Origin of the sequence: Bacillus sp. MUM 13 (genome assembly GCF_001866725.1) — a bacterium.
Lineage (GTDB): Bacteria > Bacillota > Bacilli > Bacillales > DSM-1321 > Peribacillus.
In genome coordinates, this window is the sequence record NZ_MLYQ01000047.1 from 14,034 (window position 1) to 34,608 (window position 20,575).

At 41.9% G+C, this 20,575-nt stretch carries 15 protein-coding genes and 1 riboswitch; of the genes, 3 read left to right on the forward strand and 12 right to left on the reverse strand.

Going from position 1 to position 20,575, the window contains the following annotated elements; all coding sequences use genetic code 11:
- Window positions 1–63 precede the first annotated feature (63 nt).
- Entirely contained in the window at window positions 64–663 is a 600-nt protein-coding gene (locus tag BIV59_RS13510; protein ID WP_170846154.1) for a rhomboid family intramembrane serine protease, read from the forward strand.
- Window positions 664–918: 255 nt separating this feature from the next.
- Here the strand turns inward: BIV59_RS13510 and cshA are convergent, their stop codons facing one another.
- From cshA to BIV59_RS13545, 6 genes are all read right to left on the reverse strand, one after another.
- Entirely contained in the window at window positions 919–2,409 is a 1,491-nt protein-coding gene (gene cshA / locus BIV59_RS13515; protein WP_071352013.1) for a degradosome RNA helicase CshA, read from the reverse strand.
- 1,220 nt (window positions 2,410–3,629) lie between these two features.
- On the reverse strand, window positions 3,630–5,006 hold the full coding sequence (locus tag BIV59_RS13520; RefSeq protein WP_071352014.1) for a UDP-N-acetylmuramoyl-tripeptide--D-alanyl-D-alanine ligase: 1,377 nt from the start codon (window positions 5,004–5,006) through the stop codon (window positions 3,630–3,632).
- Window positions 5,007–5,167: 161 nt separating this feature from the next.
- The gene (locus tag BIV59_RS13525; protein ID WP_071352015.1) at window positions 5,168–6,241 is read right to left on the reverse strand and encodes a D-alanine--D-alanine ligase; all 1,074 of its coding nucleotides are present in this window, start codon (window positions 6,239–6,241) and stop codon (window positions 5,168–5,170) included.
- 461 nt (window positions 6,242–6,702) lie between these two features.
- Window positions 6,703–7,476, reverse strand: a complete 774-nt coding sequence (locus BIV59_RS13530) for a hypothetical protein (protein ID WP_071352016.1) — start codon at window positions 7,474–7,476, stop codon at window positions 6,703–6,705.
- 400 nt (window positions 7,477–7,876) lie between these two features.
- On the reverse strand, window positions 7,877–8,200 hold the full coding sequence (locus tag BIV59_RS13540; RefSeq protein ID WP_240501906.1) for a metal-sensitive transcriptional regulator: 324 nt from the start codon (window positions 8,198–8,200) through the stop codon (window positions 7,877–7,879).
- A gap of 128 nt (window positions 8,201–8,328) precedes the next feature.
- Window positions 8,329–9,420 (reverse strand): citrate synthase/methylcitrate synthase, encoded by a 1,092-nt coding sequence (locus tag BIV59_RS13545; RefSeq protein WP_071352019.1) that lies wholly within the window; start codon window positions 9,418–9,420, stop codon window positions 8,329–8,331.
- A gap of 103 nt (window positions 9,421–9,523) precedes the next feature.
- Between BIV59_RS13545 and BIV59_RS13550 the strand changes: the two genes are divergently transcribed.
- Window positions 9,524–10,405, forward strand: coding sequence for a LysR family transcriptional regulator (locus tag BIV59_RS13550; RefSeq protein ID WP_071352020.1), 882 nt, complete (start codon window positions 9,524–9,526; stop codon window positions 10,403–10,405).
- Window positions 10,406–10,642: 237 nt separating this feature from the next.
- Here BIV59_RS13550 and BIV59_RS13555 read toward each other — a convergent pair whose 3' ends face one another.
- The 5 genes from BIV59_RS13555 to BIV59_RS13575 all read right to left on the reverse strand — a co-directional run bounded on the left by BIV59_RS13555 (window position 10,643) and on the right by BIV59_RS13575 (window position 16,450).
- The gene (locus BIV59_RS13555; RefSeq protein WP_071352021.1) at window positions 10,643–11,902 is read right to left on the reverse strand and encodes a cation:dicarboxylate symporter family transporter; all 1,260 of its coding nucleotides are present in this window, start codon (window positions 11,900–11,902) and stop codon (window positions 10,643–10,645) included.
- Window positions 11,903–12,031: 129 nt separating this feature from the next.
- Window positions 12,032–12,183, reverse strand: a riboswitch (cyclic di-AMP (ydaO/yuaA leader).
- Between the two features lie 191 nt (window positions 12,184–12,374).
- Window positions 12,375–13,625: an efflux RND transporter periplasmic adaptor subunit gene (locus tag BIV59_RS13560; RefSeq protein WP_071352022.1), complete on the reverse strand. Its 1,251-nt coding sequence runs from the start codon at window positions 13,623–13,625 to the stop codon at window positions 12,375–12,377.
- A 15-nt stretch (window positions 13,626–13,640) separates the two neighbouring features.
- Complete coding sequence (locus BIV59_RS13565; RefSeq protein WP_071352023.1) at window positions 13,641–14,303, reverse strand: hypothetical protein; 663 nt, start codon at window positions 14,301–14,303, stop codon at window positions 13,641–13,643.
- A 133-nt stretch (window positions 14,304–14,436) separates the two neighbouring features.
- The gene (locus tag BIV59_RS13570; protein WP_071352024.1) at window positions 14,437–15,336 is read right to left on the reverse strand and encodes a diacylglycerol/lipid kinase family protein; all 900 of its coding nucleotides are present in this window, start codon (window positions 15,334–15,336) and stop codon (window positions 14,437–14,439) included.
- A gap of 235 nt (window positions 15,337–15,571) precedes the next feature.
- The gene (locus BIV59_RS13575) at window positions 15,572–16,450 is read right to left on the reverse strand and encodes a TetR/AcrR family transcriptional regulator (RefSeq protein ID WP_071352025.1); all 879 of its coding nucleotides are present in this window, start codon (window positions 16,448–16,450) and stop codon (window positions 15,572–15,574) included.
- 189 nt (window positions 16,451–16,639) lie between these two features.
- On the opposite strand from BIV59_RS13575, the gene BIV59_RS13580 reads away from it, so the two are divergent.
- Entirely contained in the window at window positions 16,640–19,771 is a 3,132-nt protein-coding gene (locus tag BIV59_RS13580) for an efflux RND transporter permease subunit (RefSeq protein WP_071352026.1), read from the forward strand.
- Window positions 19,772–20,033: 262 nt separating this feature from the next.
- Here the strand turns inward: BIV59_RS13580 and BIV59_RS13585 are convergent, their stop codons facing one another.
- Window positions 20,034–20,465: a VOC family protein gene (locus tag BIV59_RS13585; protein ID WP_071352027.1), complete on the reverse strand. Its 432-nt coding sequence runs from the start codon at window positions 20,463–20,465 to the stop codon at window positions 20,034–20,036.
- Window positions 20,466–20,575 lie beyond the last annotated feature (110 nt).

The following is a 20,575-nucleotide window of genomic DNA, read 5'->3' on the forward strand; positions in this document are numbered from 1 at the left end:
CTACCCAGGGCATGCCTGGCATATAAATTTCAAACAAACATTTATTTTAAAGGAATGATTGAATTGTATAAAAAAACAGCTCTTAATCTGCAGCCTTCCGGAATCAGCCCTGCTGTCACCGGCATACTCACTCTGATAGGACTAGTGTTTATTGTTATTCTGATACCAGCAATGCCTGGATTGCTTATTTTTCAAAAGCTGGCTGGCGTCAATCTTTTCATTAGAAATGGGCAGCTGTGGAGACTGCTGACCCCGATATTCCTTCACACTTCTTTGGGGCACTTGCTTTTCAACAGCTTTTCCCTCGCCCTCCTCGGACCAAAGGCAGAGCGCACTCTCGGCAGCTTAAAGTTCACGCTATTATTCCTGTTATCAGGAATAATGTCCAACATGGCCACTTTTTTATGCAGGCCGCTCACCTATACACACACTGGTGCAAGCGGCGCCATTTTTGGCATTTTAGGATTTTACCTTTATTCAGCACTTGCAAGAAGAGATATTATCCCCATGCGGCAGCCATCCATATTTTACACGTTCATAATCGTATCTGTCATCGCTTCATTCATTCAGCCTGAAGTAAATGGCATCGGTCATTTAGGCGGACTTGCCGGCGGTTTTCTATTGGCAGCCCTTTTTTTAAAAGAGCGTAAACGCCTTGGATGATAAAAAAACCCAGTTCATTCAATCCTGTCGCATAGCTTTAAAACCGCGTTAAGTGTTTCCATTTACATATTACTTCAATAAAAAAAGGATCCCCAGTAAGACAGGCTCATAAGATGCATACAGATTATCAATCCATATACATCTCTGCTGAGTCGTCCTTGATGAGTGATCCTTAGTTTGTTCATAAGTGATGCTTCCATCAGCTCAAGCTGTACCAGTCAGGCTGGCGGCCTGAAATAAATAAGCTAACGGAGCTTATTTATTGAACTGTTCCCTTTTTTGCCCTGTGCTGCGGTTTCCATTAGAGCTGCCGCTTGGCTTGCGGTTATTTGTTCTCTTGTTGCTGTATTCTTTTTTGCCGGATGTTCCTCTTCCGTTGCGCTGTCTGTTGTTGCTGTTGCCGAAACGGCTGCGGTCGCGTTTCATCGGCATTGGCGCTTCTTCAGTAAGTTTAACTGGAGTGCTGTCCGGTTCTTTTGTCATGGACTTAAGCACAGCAGCAACCAAATCTACTGCACTATGCTTCTGAAGCAACTCTTCTGCCTGGCTCAAGTACAGGGATAAATCTTCATTTTCCACTGTATTGACGATTTTTTCAGTAACAGCTTTTTGCTGTCCTTCTAATGCTTCTGTCAGCGTAGGAGTTTTCATTTTCTCCATGCGTTTCTTTGTCGTATGTTCAACAGCATGAAGCTGCCCTCTTTCTCTTGGTGTTACAAAAGTGATGGCAACTCCGTGTTTTCCAGCTCTTCCTGTACGCCCAATACGGTGGACATAGCTCTCAGGATCTTGAGGAATATCGAAGTTATATACATGTGTAACGCCTGAGATATCAAGTCCGCGGGCTGCTACATCAGTTGCCACAAGCACATCAATGCTGCCTTCTTTGAACTTTTTCAAAACAGAAAGGCGTTTTGCCTGGCTCAAGTCACCATGGATTCCTTCAGCCATGTATCCGCGGATTGTCAAAGCAGAAGCAAGCTCATCCACACGGCGCTTAGTGCGTCCGAATACGATTGCAAGCTCAGGTGTCTGGATATCAAGCAAACGAGCAAGAGTGTCGAACTTTTCGCTTTCTCTTAATTCCACGTAGAATTGTTCAATTTTAGAAACAGTCATTTCTTTTGCTTTAACACGGACAATTGTCGGCTCATTCATGAATCTTTCCGCAATTTTACGGATTGGTTCAGGCATTGTAGCAGAGAAAAGAAGTGTTTGTCTTTCTTCAGGAACATTTGAAAGGATTGATTCGATATCTTCGATGAATCCCATGTTCAGCATTTCATCTGCTTCATCAAGTACCACTGTATGAACATCGCCAAGGCGGATGTTTTTGCGTTTGATGTGGTCAAGCAGGCGTCCCGGTGTCCCAACAATGATATGCGGGTGTTTCTTCAGGGCGCGGATTTGACGGTCGATGTCCTGTCCTCCGTATACAGCCATAACACGTGCACGCTTGCCGTATCCAAGCTTATAAAGCTCTTCAGATACCTGGATTGCCAGTTCACGCGTTGGTGCTATTACGATTCCCTGTACGTGATCATCTTTAATATCTATTTTTTCAATTAGAGGAATACCAAATGCAGCTGTTTTTCCCGTACCAGTCTGCGCCTGGCCGATTAGATCTTTTCCTTCAAGAGCCAAAGGAATTGTCTGCGCCTGGATCGGGCTCGCTTCTTCAAATCCCATTTTTTCAATCGATTTCATGGATGTTCTGTCTAAACCTAATTCACTAAACAAAGTCAAAATTGTCGTACTCCTTTTTTATCATGTAATTTATCATAAGCAAATCACTTTCTTGCCCACGACAGTTGAATAACAGCACAATGCGATCTGCATTATAAGTGCATAATTAATTTACCCTTAAGAAAAGTTTTCTCATTACCGCCTAAAAGAATGACTACAATAAAAAAATAATGAACTCAATGATGATTTATTAAAAAGAAAAACATATTGTACATAAACAAGCGCAGGAAAAATCAAAAACGCCGGCTCCAAATATAAATTATCGCCCTTTTAATAGTACATGTAACCAAAATTAAATTCAAAAAAACGGAAATGTCAAAGTAGCAATACGCGGCAGATAGCCGGTTATTAGGTGAGGGCTGCTGCACCTTTCTTCTTTCAGCAGAAGTCATAGCTTGCGAAGCTGCATGGAAACCCGGAAGAAACCAGGCTCTTACAAAAAACAGGCCCTTATGCGTTGAGGGGTGCGGAAGTGGAAAAGAATCACAAGAGTATATCGCTGCGGATACAGGCAGTTCATCATCCTATAAAGAATAACTCCCTGCCGGTATAGCAATCGGCTTGTGAGGCAGCCTGGCCAAGAAGTACTTCTCAGTCACGCCGGACTTTCCTATTAGCAACTAAAGCCGCCACACTGGCAGCTTTTATATGGTTTCAAGACGCGCGGCCTATTTTATCTAAAAGTACAGAATTCTTCACAAACAATGAAGAAATTTAACAGAAATTCTCTCAAAAGGAACAGTAAACTCTCTTTCATTGATTTGTGTCTTTTGCAAAGATGATTATACACATACAGCTATCATCGATTCAATGACACGCAATCACATACTGTATGTTACCACCTTAAGCGCCCTAATGCAATAAAGGATATCTTCACATTGCATTAAATTTACATTACAGGTTTCTTTCTACTATACTCTATTCCATACATCAGCGATTATTTACTCTGAATTCCCGGAAAACAGGAAAATTCAGCAGATTTATACTAGACATGTAGCCTCAGGTGAGTAAAACATGTCTATCCGGAAGATTTTTGCTGCTTATTTTGAACCCCGCCGCCATAAAAATGTTCCTACTTAAGTATTGCCCGGAATACCGCCCAAAATAACATCGTTTTAAAAATCAGTTTACCTGATTTATTGCGCGAAAAAACCCCTGACACATTGCCAGGGGCAGCTTCATCTTTACTTTCATGTAGTTTTGCTGCTTATCTTGATGTTTTATTGAAGTGCCGATACCACTTGTTCCAGCTTCATTCCCCTTGAAGCCTTAACTAAAATTAGATCGTTAGTGTCCGTATGCTTTTTAAGCTCCTCTATCAGCTCGCTTTTATCCTGAAAAGCAAAAACATTTTCTTTTGAAAAAACAGTCAAAGCCCCTTCGCTGATTTTTTCGGCTAATGGACCGAATGTAAATACTTGATCAATTTTTTCGGCTGAAATCTGTTCACCGATTTTCCGGTGATAATCGCCTTCCTGCTCTCCTAATTCCAGCATGTCACCAAGCACAAGGATTTTCTTCCTGAATCCTGACATCCCTTCCATTAGCTCTATGGCTGCTTTCATCGAAGTAGGGCTGGCATTATAAGCATCATTGATGATTTTTTCTCCCCTTGCTCCTTCGACCATTTCCATCCTCATGTTTGTTAAACGGATTTCGTCCATTCCTGACTGCATGGATGCTTCAGGAACTCCCGCCTCTTTTGCTGCAAGCATTGATGCCATGGCATTCAGAACATTGTGGTTTCCAAGTACAGGGATGGTCATCACTGCATCTGGATGACTATTTAATGTGAATGATGTGCTGTCCTTTTCCTGAGTAATCGATATAGGGAACATGTCATTATTCTCAGAACGGCCGAACGAAAGAACTCGAACTTTCGGGAATTCAGCTTTAATCCGGTCACTTAGTAAAGGTTCATCTCCATGGTAAATTAATACCCCGTCTTCTGAAAGGCCTGAAAGGATTTCAAGCTTGGCATTCGCGATTTCTTCTCTCGATCCCAGATCCAATAAGTGAGACTCGCCGATATTGGTAATAACCGCAACATCCGGGCGCCCTATTTCGGAGAGCAGTTTGATTTCTCCCCTTGCGCTCATGCCCATCTCAAGCACAGCCGCTTCTGTATCTTCACCCATGGATAAAATCGTTAACGGCAGACCAATATGGTTATTAAAATTGCCGCTTGTTTTATGAACTTTGTATCGGGTCTGAAGCAGGCTTGCCGTCATATCCTTTGTTGTGGTCTTGCCGTTTGAGCCTGTCACACCTACCACCTTAAGTGAAAGCTCGCTGCGATACTCTTTTGCCAGCTGCTGCAGGGCAGCCAATGCATCTTCCACGATAATCAGAGGAAGCCCAACAGGCGGATTCGGTACGCCCTTTTCCCACAATGAAGCTGCTGCCCCATTTTTTATAGCTCCTTCAACATACTGGTGGCCATTAACATTCTCGCCGTTCAGTGGAATAAACAAATTGTTTTTTTCAATATTCCTCGAATCAATTGAAACGCCGCAAATCTCGGCATCCTGGAAATTTTCCAGTACATTCAGGCCTCCTGCCATTTCATGAACACGTTTCAAGCTTCGTCTAATCATTCTTGCGCCTCCTTAAAATTTTAACCCTGTGATGCTATCAGAAAACAAAGCAAGCAGAAGCCAGCAGTCGGATAACCGCAGCTTCTGCTCTTTTTACTCTTCATATCCCGCATTATCAGGCAGAAAGATTTCCGCTGACGGAAGTATCTCTTTATACGAAGTCAGAAAGTATATTTTATTTTTTGTTTTTCATCATGGCGCTGCCGGGCAAGTTCAACCAGGTTTTCTATCAATTGAGGATAGTCAACGCCTGTATGCTTCCATAAAAGCGGAAACATGCTGAATGGTGTAAAACCAGGCATTGTATTCACTTCATTAATATAAAATTCTCCTTCTTTAGTCAAAAAGAAATCGGCACGGACAAGGCCCGAGCAATCAAGTGATTTGAATGCATCAATGGCCATTTCCTTGAGGCTGCTGTATTCCTCTTCTGAAATGTCCGCTGGAATAACCATGGCTGTTTCACCGTCTTCATACTTGGCTTTATAATCATAGAAGGCTTTTTTGGGAATGATTTCTCCTGCAACAGAGCATTTGGGCTCATCGTTGCCTAATACACCAATTTCCACTTCCCTGGCTGTAACTCCTTCTTCCACGATGATTTTGCGGTCAAATTGGAAGGCTTCAATAAAGGCAGCTTCCAGCTCTTCCTTGGATGTGCATTTGCTGATGCCGACACTGGATCCAAGATTGGCAGGTTTTACAAAGCAAGGATATCCAAGCTCCTCTTCAACCTTCTGATATGCACCTTCTTTGTCCTTTTCCCATTGAGTGCGCACAAACCAAGAGTACTTCACTTGAGGAAGGCCGGCCTGAGCAAAGATATTTTTCATGATGACTTTATCCATTCCAGCAGATGAGGCAAGAACTCCATTCCCGACATAAGGAATGTTTAACAGCTCAAGCATTCCCTGGACAGTTCCATCCTCTCCGTTCGGTCCATGAAGGAGCGGAAATATAACATCATAGCCTTCCCGGTTTTCTCCAGCCTCGGCCGCCGCACTTAACGCCAATGGCGAAAAAGTTTGTTCAGAAGCATAAGCCAATTCTTTCACAGATTCTACAGGAGCAGTCAGCTGCGGGCCGTTTACCCATTGTCCCTCTTCAGTTATATAGATAGGATGTATATCAAACTTTTCTAAATCCAGTGCTTTAAGGACAGCATACGCAGTTTGCAGGGAAACATTATGTTCAGCAGACTTTCCGCCATAAAGCAGACCCAGTTTTGTTTTCATTCCAGTAACCTCCATTATTCAAGACAAATATTAATTTTCAGGCAATATATTCCTTCGTAAGCATTTGCGCAAGGCCTAACGCTTGCTAAATAACAAAATTAGGGGCAGCTGTCATGCATGCGAGGAAATTTGACTTTTCTATTGTATCATTTTCTGAAGCAAAGAAATAAAATTTCTATTATTCCTTTTTTCTAATTCCACCATTTTTTCACAGTATAAAGACCTGCCACTATTTTATGAAATAAGGGGCACGGCCTACACCTGTTTACCTTTAAAATTAATTCCGTAAACACACATACCTCCATTAGCCGGCCATTCACCATCATGCCCGAGGATAACCTCAAAAAAGCCCGGTCACATAAGACCGGGCTTTGCGGGCAGTCAGCCCCTGTTTGCATATTTTCTTATGCCGCCAATTCTGTCAGCAGGTATTACAGACTGTTCTTTCACCTGATAAAAAATTATTGTTTTTTCAGGACTACGGACCATTCCTTAGTTTTGCGGTTATACACAACAAGTGCATGGGGGCTTTCATTTTTTGCCTCAGTATAGGCTTCAATCATATCATCCATATTCAAATAATCGCCCACAGTCCAAATAGGGATTTCAATACGGTTCCTTGACTGCTGCACCCCAATCAGGGAAATGGCGATTCCCTCTCCCATAAGAGGCTCCAGGCTTTCGAAAACCTCCAGCGGCACTTGGGGATATTCGCTTTTTTTCCGGATGCCAAGCCATGTCCGCTCGACACGAAGCGATTCAAGCTTAATGGAAAGTAAGTTTCCAAGTATTTTAAAATACGTATCCAGCGATCTGTAGTATGTTTTATTAAACCATCCATCATCATGGGAAAGATAGGCAAAATGGTTATTCAGCTTTCTGAAAAAGGGCGGCCTTAAATGGCTTTTGGTGTGTCCCAAAAACAGAAGCTCCGCAAGTTCCTTATCTTCTATATCATCAAGTGCTGCTTCTTCTTCAAAGTCTATCCAGCAAAAATCTCCATACTCGCTGACATCCTCTTTAAGAAGCTTCATCACACTGTCACTTGGAACATAATCCAAAAGTGTGTTTCTATTAAATTCCCCATCTTCATACTGATGCTTCAGCAGCAGAAGATTGGCTAGAGGATGCTGCAGGGAATAAACAAACTCCTGAAAGCTCATTCCATAGGAAATCACAAATCGTTCGGAAGCCTGCACATGCATATAAAGAATGTCTTTTCTTTCATTTTTCATACTATCCCTCCGAACTGGCATTTGTCTCCTGTTTCCAATAGAATGCCCAAAAAATTCATTATTGATTATTTTACCAAAAACACTTCCCCTTTGCATAATTTGAATAGGAATTTTCCTGACTGCGATATGTGGCTTAGGCAGACAGCAACAGTGAAAGAAGAACAGCCGCCTTCTATTGTTCAAGGAATCTTGCCAGTTCGCTTTCGCCGCATGGTCTCCTGCCCGTCTTTACAACAGACTCTATATCAGCTTTCTAGAGAGCCAAAAATAAAAAGCCTTCTCTGACAGAAAGCTTTCAAAAGATTCATGAGTGTAATCAGCACTGGCATCTTAAGGGAAATCAGGCTCTTTGATCCCCTCTGAACATAGCCATTTCTTGTCCGTACTGACTATTGGTTTCTTATTTCTTCATTAATCGCTGGATGGTCACAAGAACCTCATCAAGGACCTCCATGTCGCCTTCTTGAATCCTTTCAACCACACAGCTCTTCATATGGCCTTCTAGCAAAAGCTTTCCTACACCGTTCAGAGCAGATTGAGTGGCAGCGATTTGGGTGATCACATCATCACAATAGGTATCTTTTTCTATTAGTCCTTTAATGCCCCTTATTTGACCCTCCACTCTGTTCAAGCGGGTTATCAGGCTCTTTTTAACAGCGTCAGAATGATGGCTCTTTCGGGAAGATTCCCCTGTGCAGCAATCTGCTGCCCCGTCTACTGGCATCACACTTTGTCCATTAGGGTTTTTTTCACTCATTGCACAGCCTCCCTCTACAAAAATACTATCATACCCCCCTGGCGTATGCAATGCACGAAACACTCTTCATTCATGTTCAATATCGCTATAATCATTTATCCTTTTTCCTTAATTACTCCTATATATCTCGCATCCGGCCGGTAAATAGCATTATCTGACCATTGCTCCATCACATGAGCAGTCCACCCTGTTATTCTAGCCGCTGTAAATGCAGGAGTAAACAATTCGTCTTCCATACCTATTGCTTTCATAACGGCAGCCGCATAAAATTCTACATTCGCATAAAGGTTTCTTCCAGGCTTATATTCCTTGAGTAATTTAACCGCACAGTCTTCCGTTTCTACAGCCAATTCAAGCCAAGAATTGTTTCCGCTTACTCTTTGGGCAATTTCACGTAAAGCAATCGCCCTTGGATCAGCTGTTTTATAAACTCTATGTCCAAAACCCATCAGTTTTTCCCCATTATTTAGCTTAAGACGGAGTATTTTTTCTATCCCCCCTCCTGCCTCTATTTCATTTAATAATTCAATGACCCCGCTCGGCGCGCCCCCGTGCAAAGGGCCTTTCATGGCACCCGCCGCACCTGTAACAGCTGATGCTAAATCGGATTCTGTCGATGCTATTACCCTTGCCGCAAATGACGACGCATTCATTCCATGCTCCATCGTCAAAATCATATAGGCCTCCAGAGCCTCCCTTTTGGCCCCCGGCCTCCTTTCCCCTGTTAGCATATAGAGAAAGTTCTCCACATGATTGAGCGATTCATCAGGTTCAATCTGCAATAACCCTTTGCCTTCCCTATATCGCCAGGCAATAATGGAAGGAATGACAGCTGTTAGTTCAATCGCCTGCTCTATAACTGGCATTTCATTAAAGTTCCGGGTTCCCATGGATGAAATAACTGTGCGGATGGCCGCCATTATTTCCATATCTGCAGGCAACGCCTGAAGCATTGCTATTGTTTCAGGCTGCAGCATTCTCTTTTCCTTAAGCTTTACCTTTAGCGCATCAAGCTGGCCTTCATCAGGCAATTCCCCATGCCATATCAGGTAGGCCGATTCCTCAAATGACCTTGTCAGAGCCAATTCTTTAGCATCGAATCCACGATAAATCAGCAGACCCCTTTCCCCGTCAATCATGCTTATAGATGTTTCAGCAGCAATGATTCCCTTTAACCCTTTACTCATTTTAACTCCTCCTTTTCTACTTATATAATAAGCCGTATAATTAATAGAAAATATTGAAAATTTATGCTAAATTTGATTACTTTTTTTAATCAGGAGGTTCCTTATGGACTTAAAATGGCTTAAGACCTTTACAGTTGCGGCAAAATATGAAAATTTCCGAATGACTGCTGAAGAGTTATTTATATCCCAGCCTTCCGTTACGGTCCATATTAAACTGATGGAAGAGTACTTAGGAAGCGAGCTCTTTGAGCGGATCGGGAGAAGGGTTCAGCTGACCGCAGAAGGAAGGCGCTTCCTGCCGTACGCAAAAAAGCTCCTTGACATACACCAAGAAGGCATTGAGGATATGGAAGATTTCAAACAAGGGCGCTCCCGCAAGCTGACTCTTGCCATATCACCATTAATTGCTTCTTCCGTCATGCCCTCAATCCTGAAAAAATACATGGTCCTAAATCCTGACATATCTTTGGAAATTCAGGTTATGGAGTCTAAGGATATCCCCGCTGCCGTATTAGAGGGACAAGCAGATTGCGGGCTTTCGAGAATGCTGATTGTACACACAGAGTTAACATGTTCACCGCTTTATGAGGATCCTGTCATCATGATTGCTCCGCATGATGGCTGGTATAGCGATAGCAGCCCGCCGGTCGATATGGAGGAATTGTTTCGGCAGCATAAGATTTTAACTCATAACCACCCAGAATATTGGGGAGATCTGCTGAAACAAATCAAGAAGAAATATGCTTATGTCCAAACAATGGTCGTGACACAGATTGAAGTGACCAAACGATTTATTGAAGAAGGACTCGGAATTTCCTTTTTGCCGTCTTCTATCGTCAGAAGGGAATTACTAGAAGGCAGGTTTTCAGAAGTATTAACAGATGAACTTTCCCTTCCTGTGGCCCGCAGCTACTTCATTGCCAAATATCAGCATGAAGAGGGCACGCGCTTCCGCCAATTTCTGTCTCAGTTTTACTATCAGTAAAAGCCAAGCAGCCGGGCATCCATCACCAAGATAGATTTCCGCATTCTGCTTATGCGTTCAGACTCAGATTCACAGCCACATACAGCACATAAAAAGATGGAGTTTTACTTTGGATCCAGGTCAAAGGCTCGCTGGTCCCGGACTGAACGGAGCAGCCATAACAAAAAAAAGCCCGCATCTCTTAATGCAGGCCATCCTAAGATGGACCGCCATTAAGCGATACGAGCTTTTTTACATTTATCCGTTAACCTTCTCTGCCGCTTGCATATTTCTATTAGGATTGAATTTGCCTTCCCATTTCGAAATAACAATCGCAGCCAACGAATTTCCTATTACGTTTACAACGGTACGGCCCATATCCAGGATACGGTCAATACCTGCAATAAATGCAAGTCCTTCAACCGGAATTCCTACAGAACCAAGTGTGGCCAGGAGAACAACGAATGAAACTCCAGGAACACCTGCGATTCCTTTTGAAGTAACCATCAAGACAAGTACCAATGAAATCTGCTTGGTGATGCTCAAATCAATCCCATACATCTGGGCAATGAAAATGGCAGCAAGCGATTGGTAAAGTGTAGAACCATCCAGGTTGAATGAGTATCCAGTCGGAATAACGAATGAGGAAATATGCTTCGGACAGCCGAGCTTTTCCGTTTTTTCCATAAGCTTAGGAAGCACTGATTCAGAACTCGCGGTAGAAAATGCTAATATGAGCTCTTCCTTCAATGTTTTAATTAATTTGAAAATACTGAATCCTGCTATTTTTGCAACAAGTCCCAGCACAACTATTATAAAGAAAAACATTGTTCCATACACCGTAATGATGAGCTTGCCTAATGGTATAAGTGAAGAAAGCCCAAACTTGGAAACTGTTACACCGATAAGCGCAAATACACCCACTGGCGCCACTTTCATAATCTGGTTTGTCATATAAAACATGGCATCTGCCGTTCCCTGGAAGAAGCGAATCACAGGTTTCCCTTTTTCGCCTATGGCTGAAATCGCAAAACCAAACATCAAGGCAAAAAAGATAATGGCAAGCATATCTCCATTGGCGATCGCCGATATCGGGTTCGCAGGAACTATATTAACGATTGTATCAGCAAATGAATGCTGTTCAGTCGTTTTTGCCGTGTCCACATATGAGCTAATGTCGGTTTTACTTAAGTGTCCCATATCTACACCGGCACCCGGCTTGAAGATATTTGCCGACAATAATCCTAATAAGATGGCGACAGTCGTGATAATTTCAAAGTACAAAATCGTTTTACCGCCAATTTTCCCAAGCTGTTTGATGTCCCCGACACCTGCAACAGCAATGATAATACTTGAAATAACAATCGGTACAACAATCATTTTAATTAAACGGAGAAAAATGTCTCCAATAGGCTGCAAATATTTAGCTATGTCAGAGTTCCCATAAAAAATGGCCCCTACAATAATTCCAATCACCAGGCCTATAAATATTTGCCAAGCCAAACCAATTCGTTTCATCTACATCCTCACCTTCTGTTAAATTCTATTGCGGAAAAGAAATTTGTCTCGGTAAGGGAAACAAATAGTTGTTTTTGGTTCAAAAAAAAGACACGTAGGGTGTCTTTTCATGCGAACGAAATTCACATACTGTTCCCTTTAAGACGCTGACGAGGTTAGCTGTCGGGTTAGGGCCCGGAAACACACATTAGCCCTTTCTGAAGTCAGAATTCACCCCAAGCGGAATACACCGCAAAGTTGGTTCCCCCGTTCTCAATAACAAGATTAAGCGGAAATTGAATTATAATAAAATATTATCTTATAAAAGCAAATCTGTAAATCCTTTTTGTTTATAACTCCCCGCAGAAAATGCTGGATAACAGACAGGATTTCCTGCCGCAGCTAAAAATCCTCTGGGCGCTGCCCTCAATAAAAAAATTTCCTCACGCTTAAAGTACAGCACGAGGAAATGCCCAACACCATTAATAAAGATCTATTTTTCCAAAAGACCAGTCAATAGATAGCGGATTGTTAAGTGCTTGGCAATTTTCTTATAAGCTGGGGCTCCATTTTCCCTGACTAATATAGGAGTAATAAACAAACTGTGATCCTGAGGCGTTTTACATGGTGACACTACAGCAAATTCGCCAGCAGTCAAACCGCTTTTTATTTCCTGCTTCCCTTGAGAACGAAGGCCTAATTCAACATATTGGTTATTTATATACCCTTTTGGGTTTATTTTATAAACATGAGGCTGCTTTTTTACATGCACAGCTTCCTCTTCAATAGCTGATACTCTTTTTGCATTTTTAGCTGTGACCGTTAATGCAACGTTAGAACCAATAGGAAGCTCTCTTTGGGTTTCTTTTATGCTCCCTTTAAAACGGTAGGAATTTTTGGAATTGACAGAAGGCTCCTTAACAGGGTAGGCATTAATTTTCACGATTGTTCCCTTAAGCGGTCTTTTTAATTCCGGTGATTTAATGGTCATCATCATCCCTGTTTTAGCCATTCTAAATTCTTTTTCTGATAGCACACCTTCTACTGAAGGTGTCTTGGATGCAATTGTAAGAATAGGATTTTTCAAATGTTTATTGATTTTTTTCACAAATCCATCCGCCTGGCTTGCTGCGGCTGCGGTATTGCTTTGTTCATCCATGAAGGCGAGCTGTTCGTCAAATCTTTTCATTCGTGATTCAAGCTTGGTCTTTTCTAATTCTTGTTTATAAATTTCCTGTTCAATTGCACTTAGGATTGCCTGATTAGAGGCATCAGATGCAAGATTGAGGTTCTTATTTATATCTGCATTTTCATCCGTAACAGGCATATCTGCTGTAATGGTTTCCTTATAACTCTCAAGCTTGCTGATGTACGCATCAATCCCATTCATGTCGCCTGCAGCCTGGGATTTTTCTGCTTCAAGATTTTTTTTGATTCTGTCTGCTTCCGGAGAAGTATATTGAAAAAGTGCGGTGCCTGCACGTACTTCATCGCCTTCTTCAACAAGAAACTTCTGGAATTCCTTGCCGTTCCCGCCGTTAAAGTAAACCGGATATTCATTATTTGGTTTTATTACGCCAGCAGTGTGAAAGGATTTTGTTAAATTCTCTTTTTTGACAGAAGACCATTTGCTGACAAAGAGCGTCCTTTCCACTTTGCTGTTTTCCTTTACAATTAAATACACATTAATACACATAAATAATAATGCCGCCAATAGAATGATAGTTTTGTACTTAGTTTTCATAATCTCCACAGCCCCTTACAGAATCACACTAACATCAAGATATGCGAGGAATGCCCCAGCTGTCCAAGTGATGATAAAAACCAATGCAACCGACAGCCAAACTATGAATCTGCTTTTTTCCGACAAAAATTTCAAATAATAGCAGGTTAGCGCAAGCATACTAAGCTGGAACAGTGTAATATTTCCAAATAAATGAATCAAATACTCATTGGAAGTAAAGTGCTGGCTGATTACCCCGAATGAAAAAGGGTTTGCATCCTGGTTTACGTTCAGGTAAATGGAAATCGGTACAAGCAGCAGCTTTTCCAGCAGATATAAACTGAATACAATCATTTGGACCATCACAATCTTTATGTATGGGATATCCAAAAACATCCAGTAAATCAAGGATGCAGCAAAGAAAAATAGAGAGGGAAACACAACTCCCGCTGCCAGCTTTCCATATAAAAACAGCATTTTCGCTGCTTCATATTCCCCTGGCGTCAGCTTTGTCAGCTCTTTGGAGATTGACTCTGATCCTAAACCATAATAAGCTCCCACTCCATAAACCAGCAAGCTGACAGCATACAGCATGAACAAGGAAGGGCCAAACCGGGTCACAGCTTCCGCCTCTTTTAATTGATATCTGCTTAATGCCGGATGAAGCAGGCCTTTCACAAAATGCATTTGATAGATCATTTATGTTCCCCCGTAAACTTTAAAATATGTTATCTCCTATTTTAACGTAAAACTGGACAAAATGAACAAACGAATGCTGTAAACTTTATGTTAATTTTATTGTAACCGCCACCATCGATGAAACCTCTGCAGATTAAGCTTCTGGGCCGCACAGCATAGGCAGGTGGTTCTGCAGGACTTGAATATCGGCAGGTGTTTTCAGATAAATTTCTCCATCTGTATCTGCTTCCATCTCCTTGGAGGTTTGAATTTTAATATCGCTCGCCTGAAGATACCATACACCCGAATCAGGATCTGCGCTTTCAGCTGCCATCCTTTTCATGGCTAGAAGTTCTTTGAATACTCCTATGTTTGATTTCTTTAAAATGACGATATCCATTACTCCATCCTGGCTATCGATCAGGGGAAATGGAAGCAGGTTTGTCCCAATGTACTTTCCGTTGAGGACAAGAATCATGATTGCTTCATCTTCTATCGTTTTTCCGTCATACTCCATTGTGAAGGAAAATGGTTCATTATCTCCAAGCGTCCGAAGGGCACTTAAAAAATAGCCGATTTTCCCAAAAAGGTTTTTCTCATGTTCATCAATGTTGCTCGAAGTATCCGCAATAAGTCCGATTCCCCAAAAGTTCAAGAAATACCTATCTCCGGCTCTGCCGACATCCACTTCCTTTATCCTGCCCGACATCATTTCCTCAGCTGCTTTTCCAATTTTTTGCGGCAAATTAAGCGTCCTTGAAAAGTCATTGCAGGTCCCCCCAGGTAAAATACCTAAGATCGGCCGCTTATTAAGTACAGACAAACCATTGACACATTCGTGAACCGTCCCATCTCCTCCAAGGACAAATACTACATCCATATCCTCACCGTATTCCCCGCATATCCTTTCTGCATCTCCGGCCTCTTTTGTTTGAATAACCAGAAACTCCTCAATATTGCACGAAAGGACTGGCAGGCATTCTCCCAAATTCTTTTCAAGCTTCCCGCCGCCGGCATTTTGATTATAAATCAGCAATCCTTTTTTCCACTTCATCGTCCCGCCTACTTTCTACTTTTCAAAATGTATATGTCTAACACTTTCCAGAATCCTTGTATTTAAAACATTACTTATTGTTCAGAAAACACTTTGTTCTAATGCTTATTATTATAAACTTTTTTGTTAAAAAACCCCAAACTATTAAAAATATTCCAACAACCTGAATAATAGGGTTATGTTTATTCAGCAGCATGTCTGGCACACTAAAAAAAGACAGCTTAATGCTGCCTGGTTAATAAAGGTATTTTTCAAGCCGCTTCCTCAATATAAGGAGCGATGAATTTTTCACATTAATTTTTTCAGCCATCAAAAGAAGGCTTTCTAAAATAATTGAATTTGGAGATGTTTTTTCCAATTCGTTTTTTATAGCCTGAAGTGTTTCTAGTTCTTTTTTCTTGCTGGGACTATGAACCCCCCCGCTGGAGATAACCGACTCAATCGCTTCATTTACAGCTTCCCTAAGAAGTGTCAAGGTATCCTCCGTATCTGCGGCATTCGGAAAAGCAATATTCTTAAGAAGCGATCCCTGTTCATCCTTCAGTCCTTCCACTATGGAATCCAGGCGATTCAAGAGAAATTCAGGGAGCCTTTCACTGTCAAATTCAGCCTTTCCTTCCATTAAACTCAAAGACATATAGGATTTAAAAAGGCCATCCATCATTATGGCACAATCAGGAATATACTCTTCCTTCAATTGAGGATAAAGGCTTTCGATCTTTTTTTGGAGCCATAAAAAATTCCCTTTTTGGATTATTAATAAAAACTGATCCAGTTCTTCAGTAATATGGTGCATATGTTCTTTCATCAGCATCTTAATAAAACCTGTATTCTCAAGCATCCGGTTTATTTGAACAGATAGCTGCTTAGCAAATTTTGCTCTTTCACCCAAGGAATCGTCTCCTTCTACAGAAGATAATTCACCCTGGATTGATTCATAGAAATGAGTAAATATAAAAAGCAGCAATTCGTCCTTTGATTTAAAGTAATTATAAAAGGAACCCTTTGCCATTTTGCACTTATCCACGATTTCTTGTATAGAGGTGGCATGATACCCTCCCTCAGCAAATAACGCTAAGGCCGCTTCCATAATAAGTCTGCTTTTTTCTTTCATAGAACATCCACCTAACATCCATTCAAATGAAGTGACCATTCAGTCACTATGTCTCCCATTGTATATTATTTATTTGCAAATCTCAACAGAGCCTTTAGTCGAGGGTATTTATTATTGCATTAACACATTAATTCCTATATATTCTAGAAGTGACTAGTTGGTCATAAATTTGATCACGGAGGAATCATATTGAATTCGATTATTAAGTTTTCTCTTAAAAACAAACTGGCTATCTGGCTTCTGACAATCATCGTCATTGCCGCTGGAATATATTCCGGTTTGAATATGAAGCTCGAAACACTGCCGAGCATATCGACACCGGTAATCAGCATATCCACTGTTTACCCTGGTGCAGCACCGGATGAAGTAGCGAATAACATTTCTGAACCGATTGAAAAAAGAGTCAGCAATCTTTCAGGAGTAGATATTGTCAGTTCATCATCCATGGCGAACGTATCTTCCATACAAATAGAATATAACTATGACAAAGATATGGACAAAGCCGTGGATGAAGTCAAAGAAGCCATCTCAGGTCTGGAATTGCCAGAAGGGGCACAGGAGGCAAAAGTTTCGCGCATCGACTTCAACGCTTTCCCTGTTATTGCCCTGAGCGCCACAAATGCCGGGGCTGACCTGACCGAATTGACAAAGCAGGTAGAAGAGGACCTCATCCCTAAGCTTGAGGGAATTGACGGAGTTTCAGAAGTGACTGCCTCAGGACAGCAGGTCCAGCAAGGATCATTAGTCTTCAAAAAAGAAAAGCTTGCACAATACGGCCTTGACGAACAAACCGTCAAACAGATAATCCAGGGTTCCAACGTTTCAGTGCCTCTTGGATTATTCAATTTTAAAGATAAAGAAAAAACCATTGCTGTTGATGGCAACATCGGCACTCTTAAAGACTTAAAAAACATTGAAATTCCTGTTTCACCTAAATCTGCAGGAACTCAAGGGATGCAGCAGTCACCGCAAGGAATGGCCGGACAAGCAGCTCAAGGCCAAAAAAAGCCTGCAGTCTCCCAGCCGCAGACGAAGCTGGCAAAGGTGAAGCTTTCTGACATCGCCGACATCAAAATTACCGGCCAGGCTGAAACGATTTCCAAAACCAACGGACATGATTCCATCGGCATTCAAGTAACCAAATCTCCAGATGCGAATACTGTCAATGTTGTAAACGACGTAAAAGCTGAGCTGAAAAAATTCGAAAAGGATACACCAGGATCAAAGATTCACACTACATTTGATCAGGGTAAACCAATTGAGCAATCAGTAAAAACCATGCTTAACAAAGCAATTGTGGGCGGGATTTTTGCAGTGCTGATCATTTTGATTTTCTTAAGGAATATCCGCACTACACTTATATCAGTCATCTCAATTCCGCTTTCATTGCTGATCGCTGTGCTTGTTTTAAAACAATTCGATATCACCTTGAACATCATGACTTTAGGAGCGATGACCGTAGCGATCGGACGTGTAGTCGACGACTCCATTGTTGTTATTGAAAATATATTCAGACGAATGACATTGAAAGATGAAGAATTAAAGGGCGGCGAACTCATCCGTTCAGCAACAAAAGAAATGTTCATTCCAATTTTCTCATCTACCATTGTAACGATTGCAGTCTTCCTGCCGCTTGCCCTTGTAAAAGGACCTGTAGGCGAACTATTCCTGCCATTTGCCTTAACAATTGTTTTTGCGCTGCTGGCTTCCCTGCTTGTCGCCATTACCATTGTTCCTTCTATGGCCCATTCTTTATTTAAAAACGGCATAAAAGGGAAAGGTCACGAAAGCAAGCCCAGCAAATTATCAAATTCTTACCGCAAAGTATTGGACTGGTCTTTGAACCATAAACTGATCACATTTGTCATCGCCATTTTATTGCTGGCAGGCAGTTTATTGCTTGTTCCAAAGATTGGCGTCAGCTTCATTCCATCGGATGAAGAGAAAACCATGATTGTCACGTATAAACCTTCTCCGGGAGAAAAGAAAACAGATGTTGAAAAAGCAGCCGCCAAAGCAGAGAAGTTTTTTATGGATAAAAAACAGGTAACCTCTGTGCAGTACACAATCGGCGGTGAAAACCCGATGATGCCAGGTTCGGGAAATTCAGCGATGCTGTACGTCTCTTATAAAAATAACACAGAGAATTTTGAAGCTGAGAAAGACAAATCCTTAAAGCATCTAACCGGACTCAGCACTGCCGGAACATGGAAATCGCAGGACTTCAGCGGTTCAGGCTCCAACAATGAGCTAACACTCCATGTTTACGGAAAAGATCTGGACCAAATAGAGCCGATCGTCAAAAAAGTGACTAAGATGCTGAATGATAACAGAAGCTTAAAAGATACCGATACTACACTATCTGCGTCTTATCAGCAATACACGCTTGTTGCTGACCAAAGCAAACTGAGTGATCTTGGCCTGACTGCTTCACAAGTCGCAATGGCCCTTTCTGCAACAGGTGAAAAAGAAACATTAACAACCATCAAAAAAGACGGAAAAGATGTAAACATCTATATTGAAAAACAAAATAAACAGTTCCAGGATAAAAATGATTTAGCTGACAAAACCATTACATCCCCTCTTGGAATGGAAGTTCCGCTAAAAGAGGTTGTCAAAATCAAAGAAGGTAAATCACCGGATACTGTAACCCGCCGCGACGGAAAAAGATATGCTGACGTTACCGCCAAAATTAAAGGCAAAGATGTTTCAAAAGTGACCAAAGAAGTTCAGGATAAGATAGATAAACTGGACTTGCCTGCGGGAGCGAGCATTTCCCTTGGCGGAGTTTCCGAACAAATAGGCGATTCATTCAGCCAGCTTGGACTTGCCATGCTAGCTGCCATCGCGATTGTTTACTTGATTCTCGTCATCACCTTCCACGGAGGGCTTGCACCTATCGCTATCCTTTTCTCTCTGCCATTTACGATTATCGGCGGATTGGCCGGATTATTCCTGGCAGGTGAAACGATCAGTGTATCTGCATTGATTGGCGCACTTATGCTGATTGGAATCGTCGTGACCAACGCCATTGTCCTTATAGACAGGGTAATCAAGAAGGAAGAAGAAGGACTAAACAAACGCGATGCCCTTCTGGAAGCTGGAGCAACAAGGATACGTCCAATCCTTATGACAGCCATCGCAACAGTGGGAGCACTCATTCCGCTTGCAATCGGCTCTGAAGGCGGGGGATTAATTTCAAGAGGACTGGGCGTCACCGTAATTGGCGGCTTGATCAGTTCCACTTTGTTAACACTTGTCATCGTCCCTGTCGTATACGAATTCATCACAAGCTTCGGCAAAAAGAAAAAAAGGAAATAAAGCATAATGCTTTAAATGCCCCTCACATTCCGTGAGGGGCATTTTTGTTTTTCCCATATTACAGGTCTTCGGGTGATATGTATATTAAAGCTATATTTAGGTCAGCGTTTGTGCCGCTCGTCTTCTGTAAGTTCTCCTTGGCTTTTGGGGGCGCCATGCAGGGTGACGCGGCGCCATGGCGCCTGCGTCTACTTCTTTCCCTTTACTGCAATCAAGTCAGGTATACCATACCTGCCGAACAGGAATGATCTGCAGACCATTACTAAAAAGAAGTCATAGCCCCTTTTTCGTCAAATACCGAATCGGGATTCCAAGCTACCTCCCAGATGTTATTTTCAATATCTGCAAAATAAGCGGTTCGCCCTCCCCAGAATGCATCACTTGGTTCGCGGAGGATTTTCCCTCCTATTTTTCGGATATGGCCAATAACGGCATCAACTTCTTCAGGTGTATTTACGTTAATGGCCAGAGCAATAGCTTGATAGGCATCCTTAGATTTATGAATCTGCACTCCCGAATCAGCTTCCAGTTCTTTTAAAGGAAAGAGGGACAACAGCACACCAGCTGTTTTAAACACTGCATATTGATCTGAACTCATTTCCGGTTCACTCCAGCCCATCTTTTGATAAAAAGCGCGAAGTTCCGGCAAATCAATTGCTCCTATTGTAATAAGCGTTACACGCTGCGGGACCATATCACCACTCCTAACCACTGTTTAAACACAGTATAAACGCAGGGAACTTCATTTAAATTAAATATTTTTCGACAAAACGGGGTCAGACCCCTAAAAAAAATCATAAAACC

Coding starts and splice junctions, on each gene's coding strand:
- BIV59_RS13520 (WP_071352014.1), bottom strand. CDS start 5,006: ATGATTAGACGAAGCTTGAAACGTGTTCATGAAATGGCAGGAGGCCTG.
- BIV59_RS13525 (WP_071352015.1), bottom strand. CDS start 6,241: ATGAAAACAAAACTGGGTCTGCTTTATGGCGGAAAGTCTGCTGAACAT.
- BIV59_RS13530 (WP_071352016.1), bottom strand. CDS start 7,476: ATGAAAAATGAAAGAAAAGACATTCTTTATATGCATGTGCAGGCTTCC.
- BIV59_RS13540 (WP_240501906.1), bottom strand. CDS start 8,200: ATGCCAGTAGACGGGGCAGCAGATTGCTGCACAGGGGAATCTTCCCGA.
- BIV59_RS13545 (WP_071352019.1), bottom strand. CDS start 9,420: ATGAGTAAAGGGTTAAAGGGAATCATTGCTGCTGAAACATCTATAAGC.
- BIV59_RS13550 (WP_071352020.1), top strand. CDS start 9,524: ATGGACTTAAAATGGCTTAAGACCTTTACAGTTGCGGCAAAATATGAA.
- BIV59_RS13555 (WP_071352021.1), bottom strand. CDS start 11,902: ATGAAACGAATTGGTTTGGCTTGGCAAATATTTATAGGCCTGGTGATT.
- BIV59_RS13560 (WP_071352022.1), bottom strand. CDS start 13,625: ATGAAAACTAAGTACAAAACTATCATTCTATTGGCGGCATTATTATTT.
- BIV59_RS13565 (WP_071352023.1), bottom strand. CDS start 14,303: ATGATCTATCAAATGCATTTTGTGAAAGGCCTGCTTCATCCGGCATTA.
- BIV59_RS13570 (WP_071352024.1), bottom strand. CDS start 15,336: ATGAAGTGGAAAAAAGGATTGCTGATTTATAATCAAAATGCCGGCGGC.
- BIV59_RS13575 (WP_071352025.1), bottom strand. CDS start 16,450: ATGAAAGAAAAAAGCAGACTTATTATGGAAGCGGCCTTAGCGTTATTT.
- BIV59_RS13585 (WP_071352027.1), bottom strand. CDS start 20,465: ATGGTCCCGCAGCGTGTAACGCTTATTACAATAGGAGCAATTGATTTG.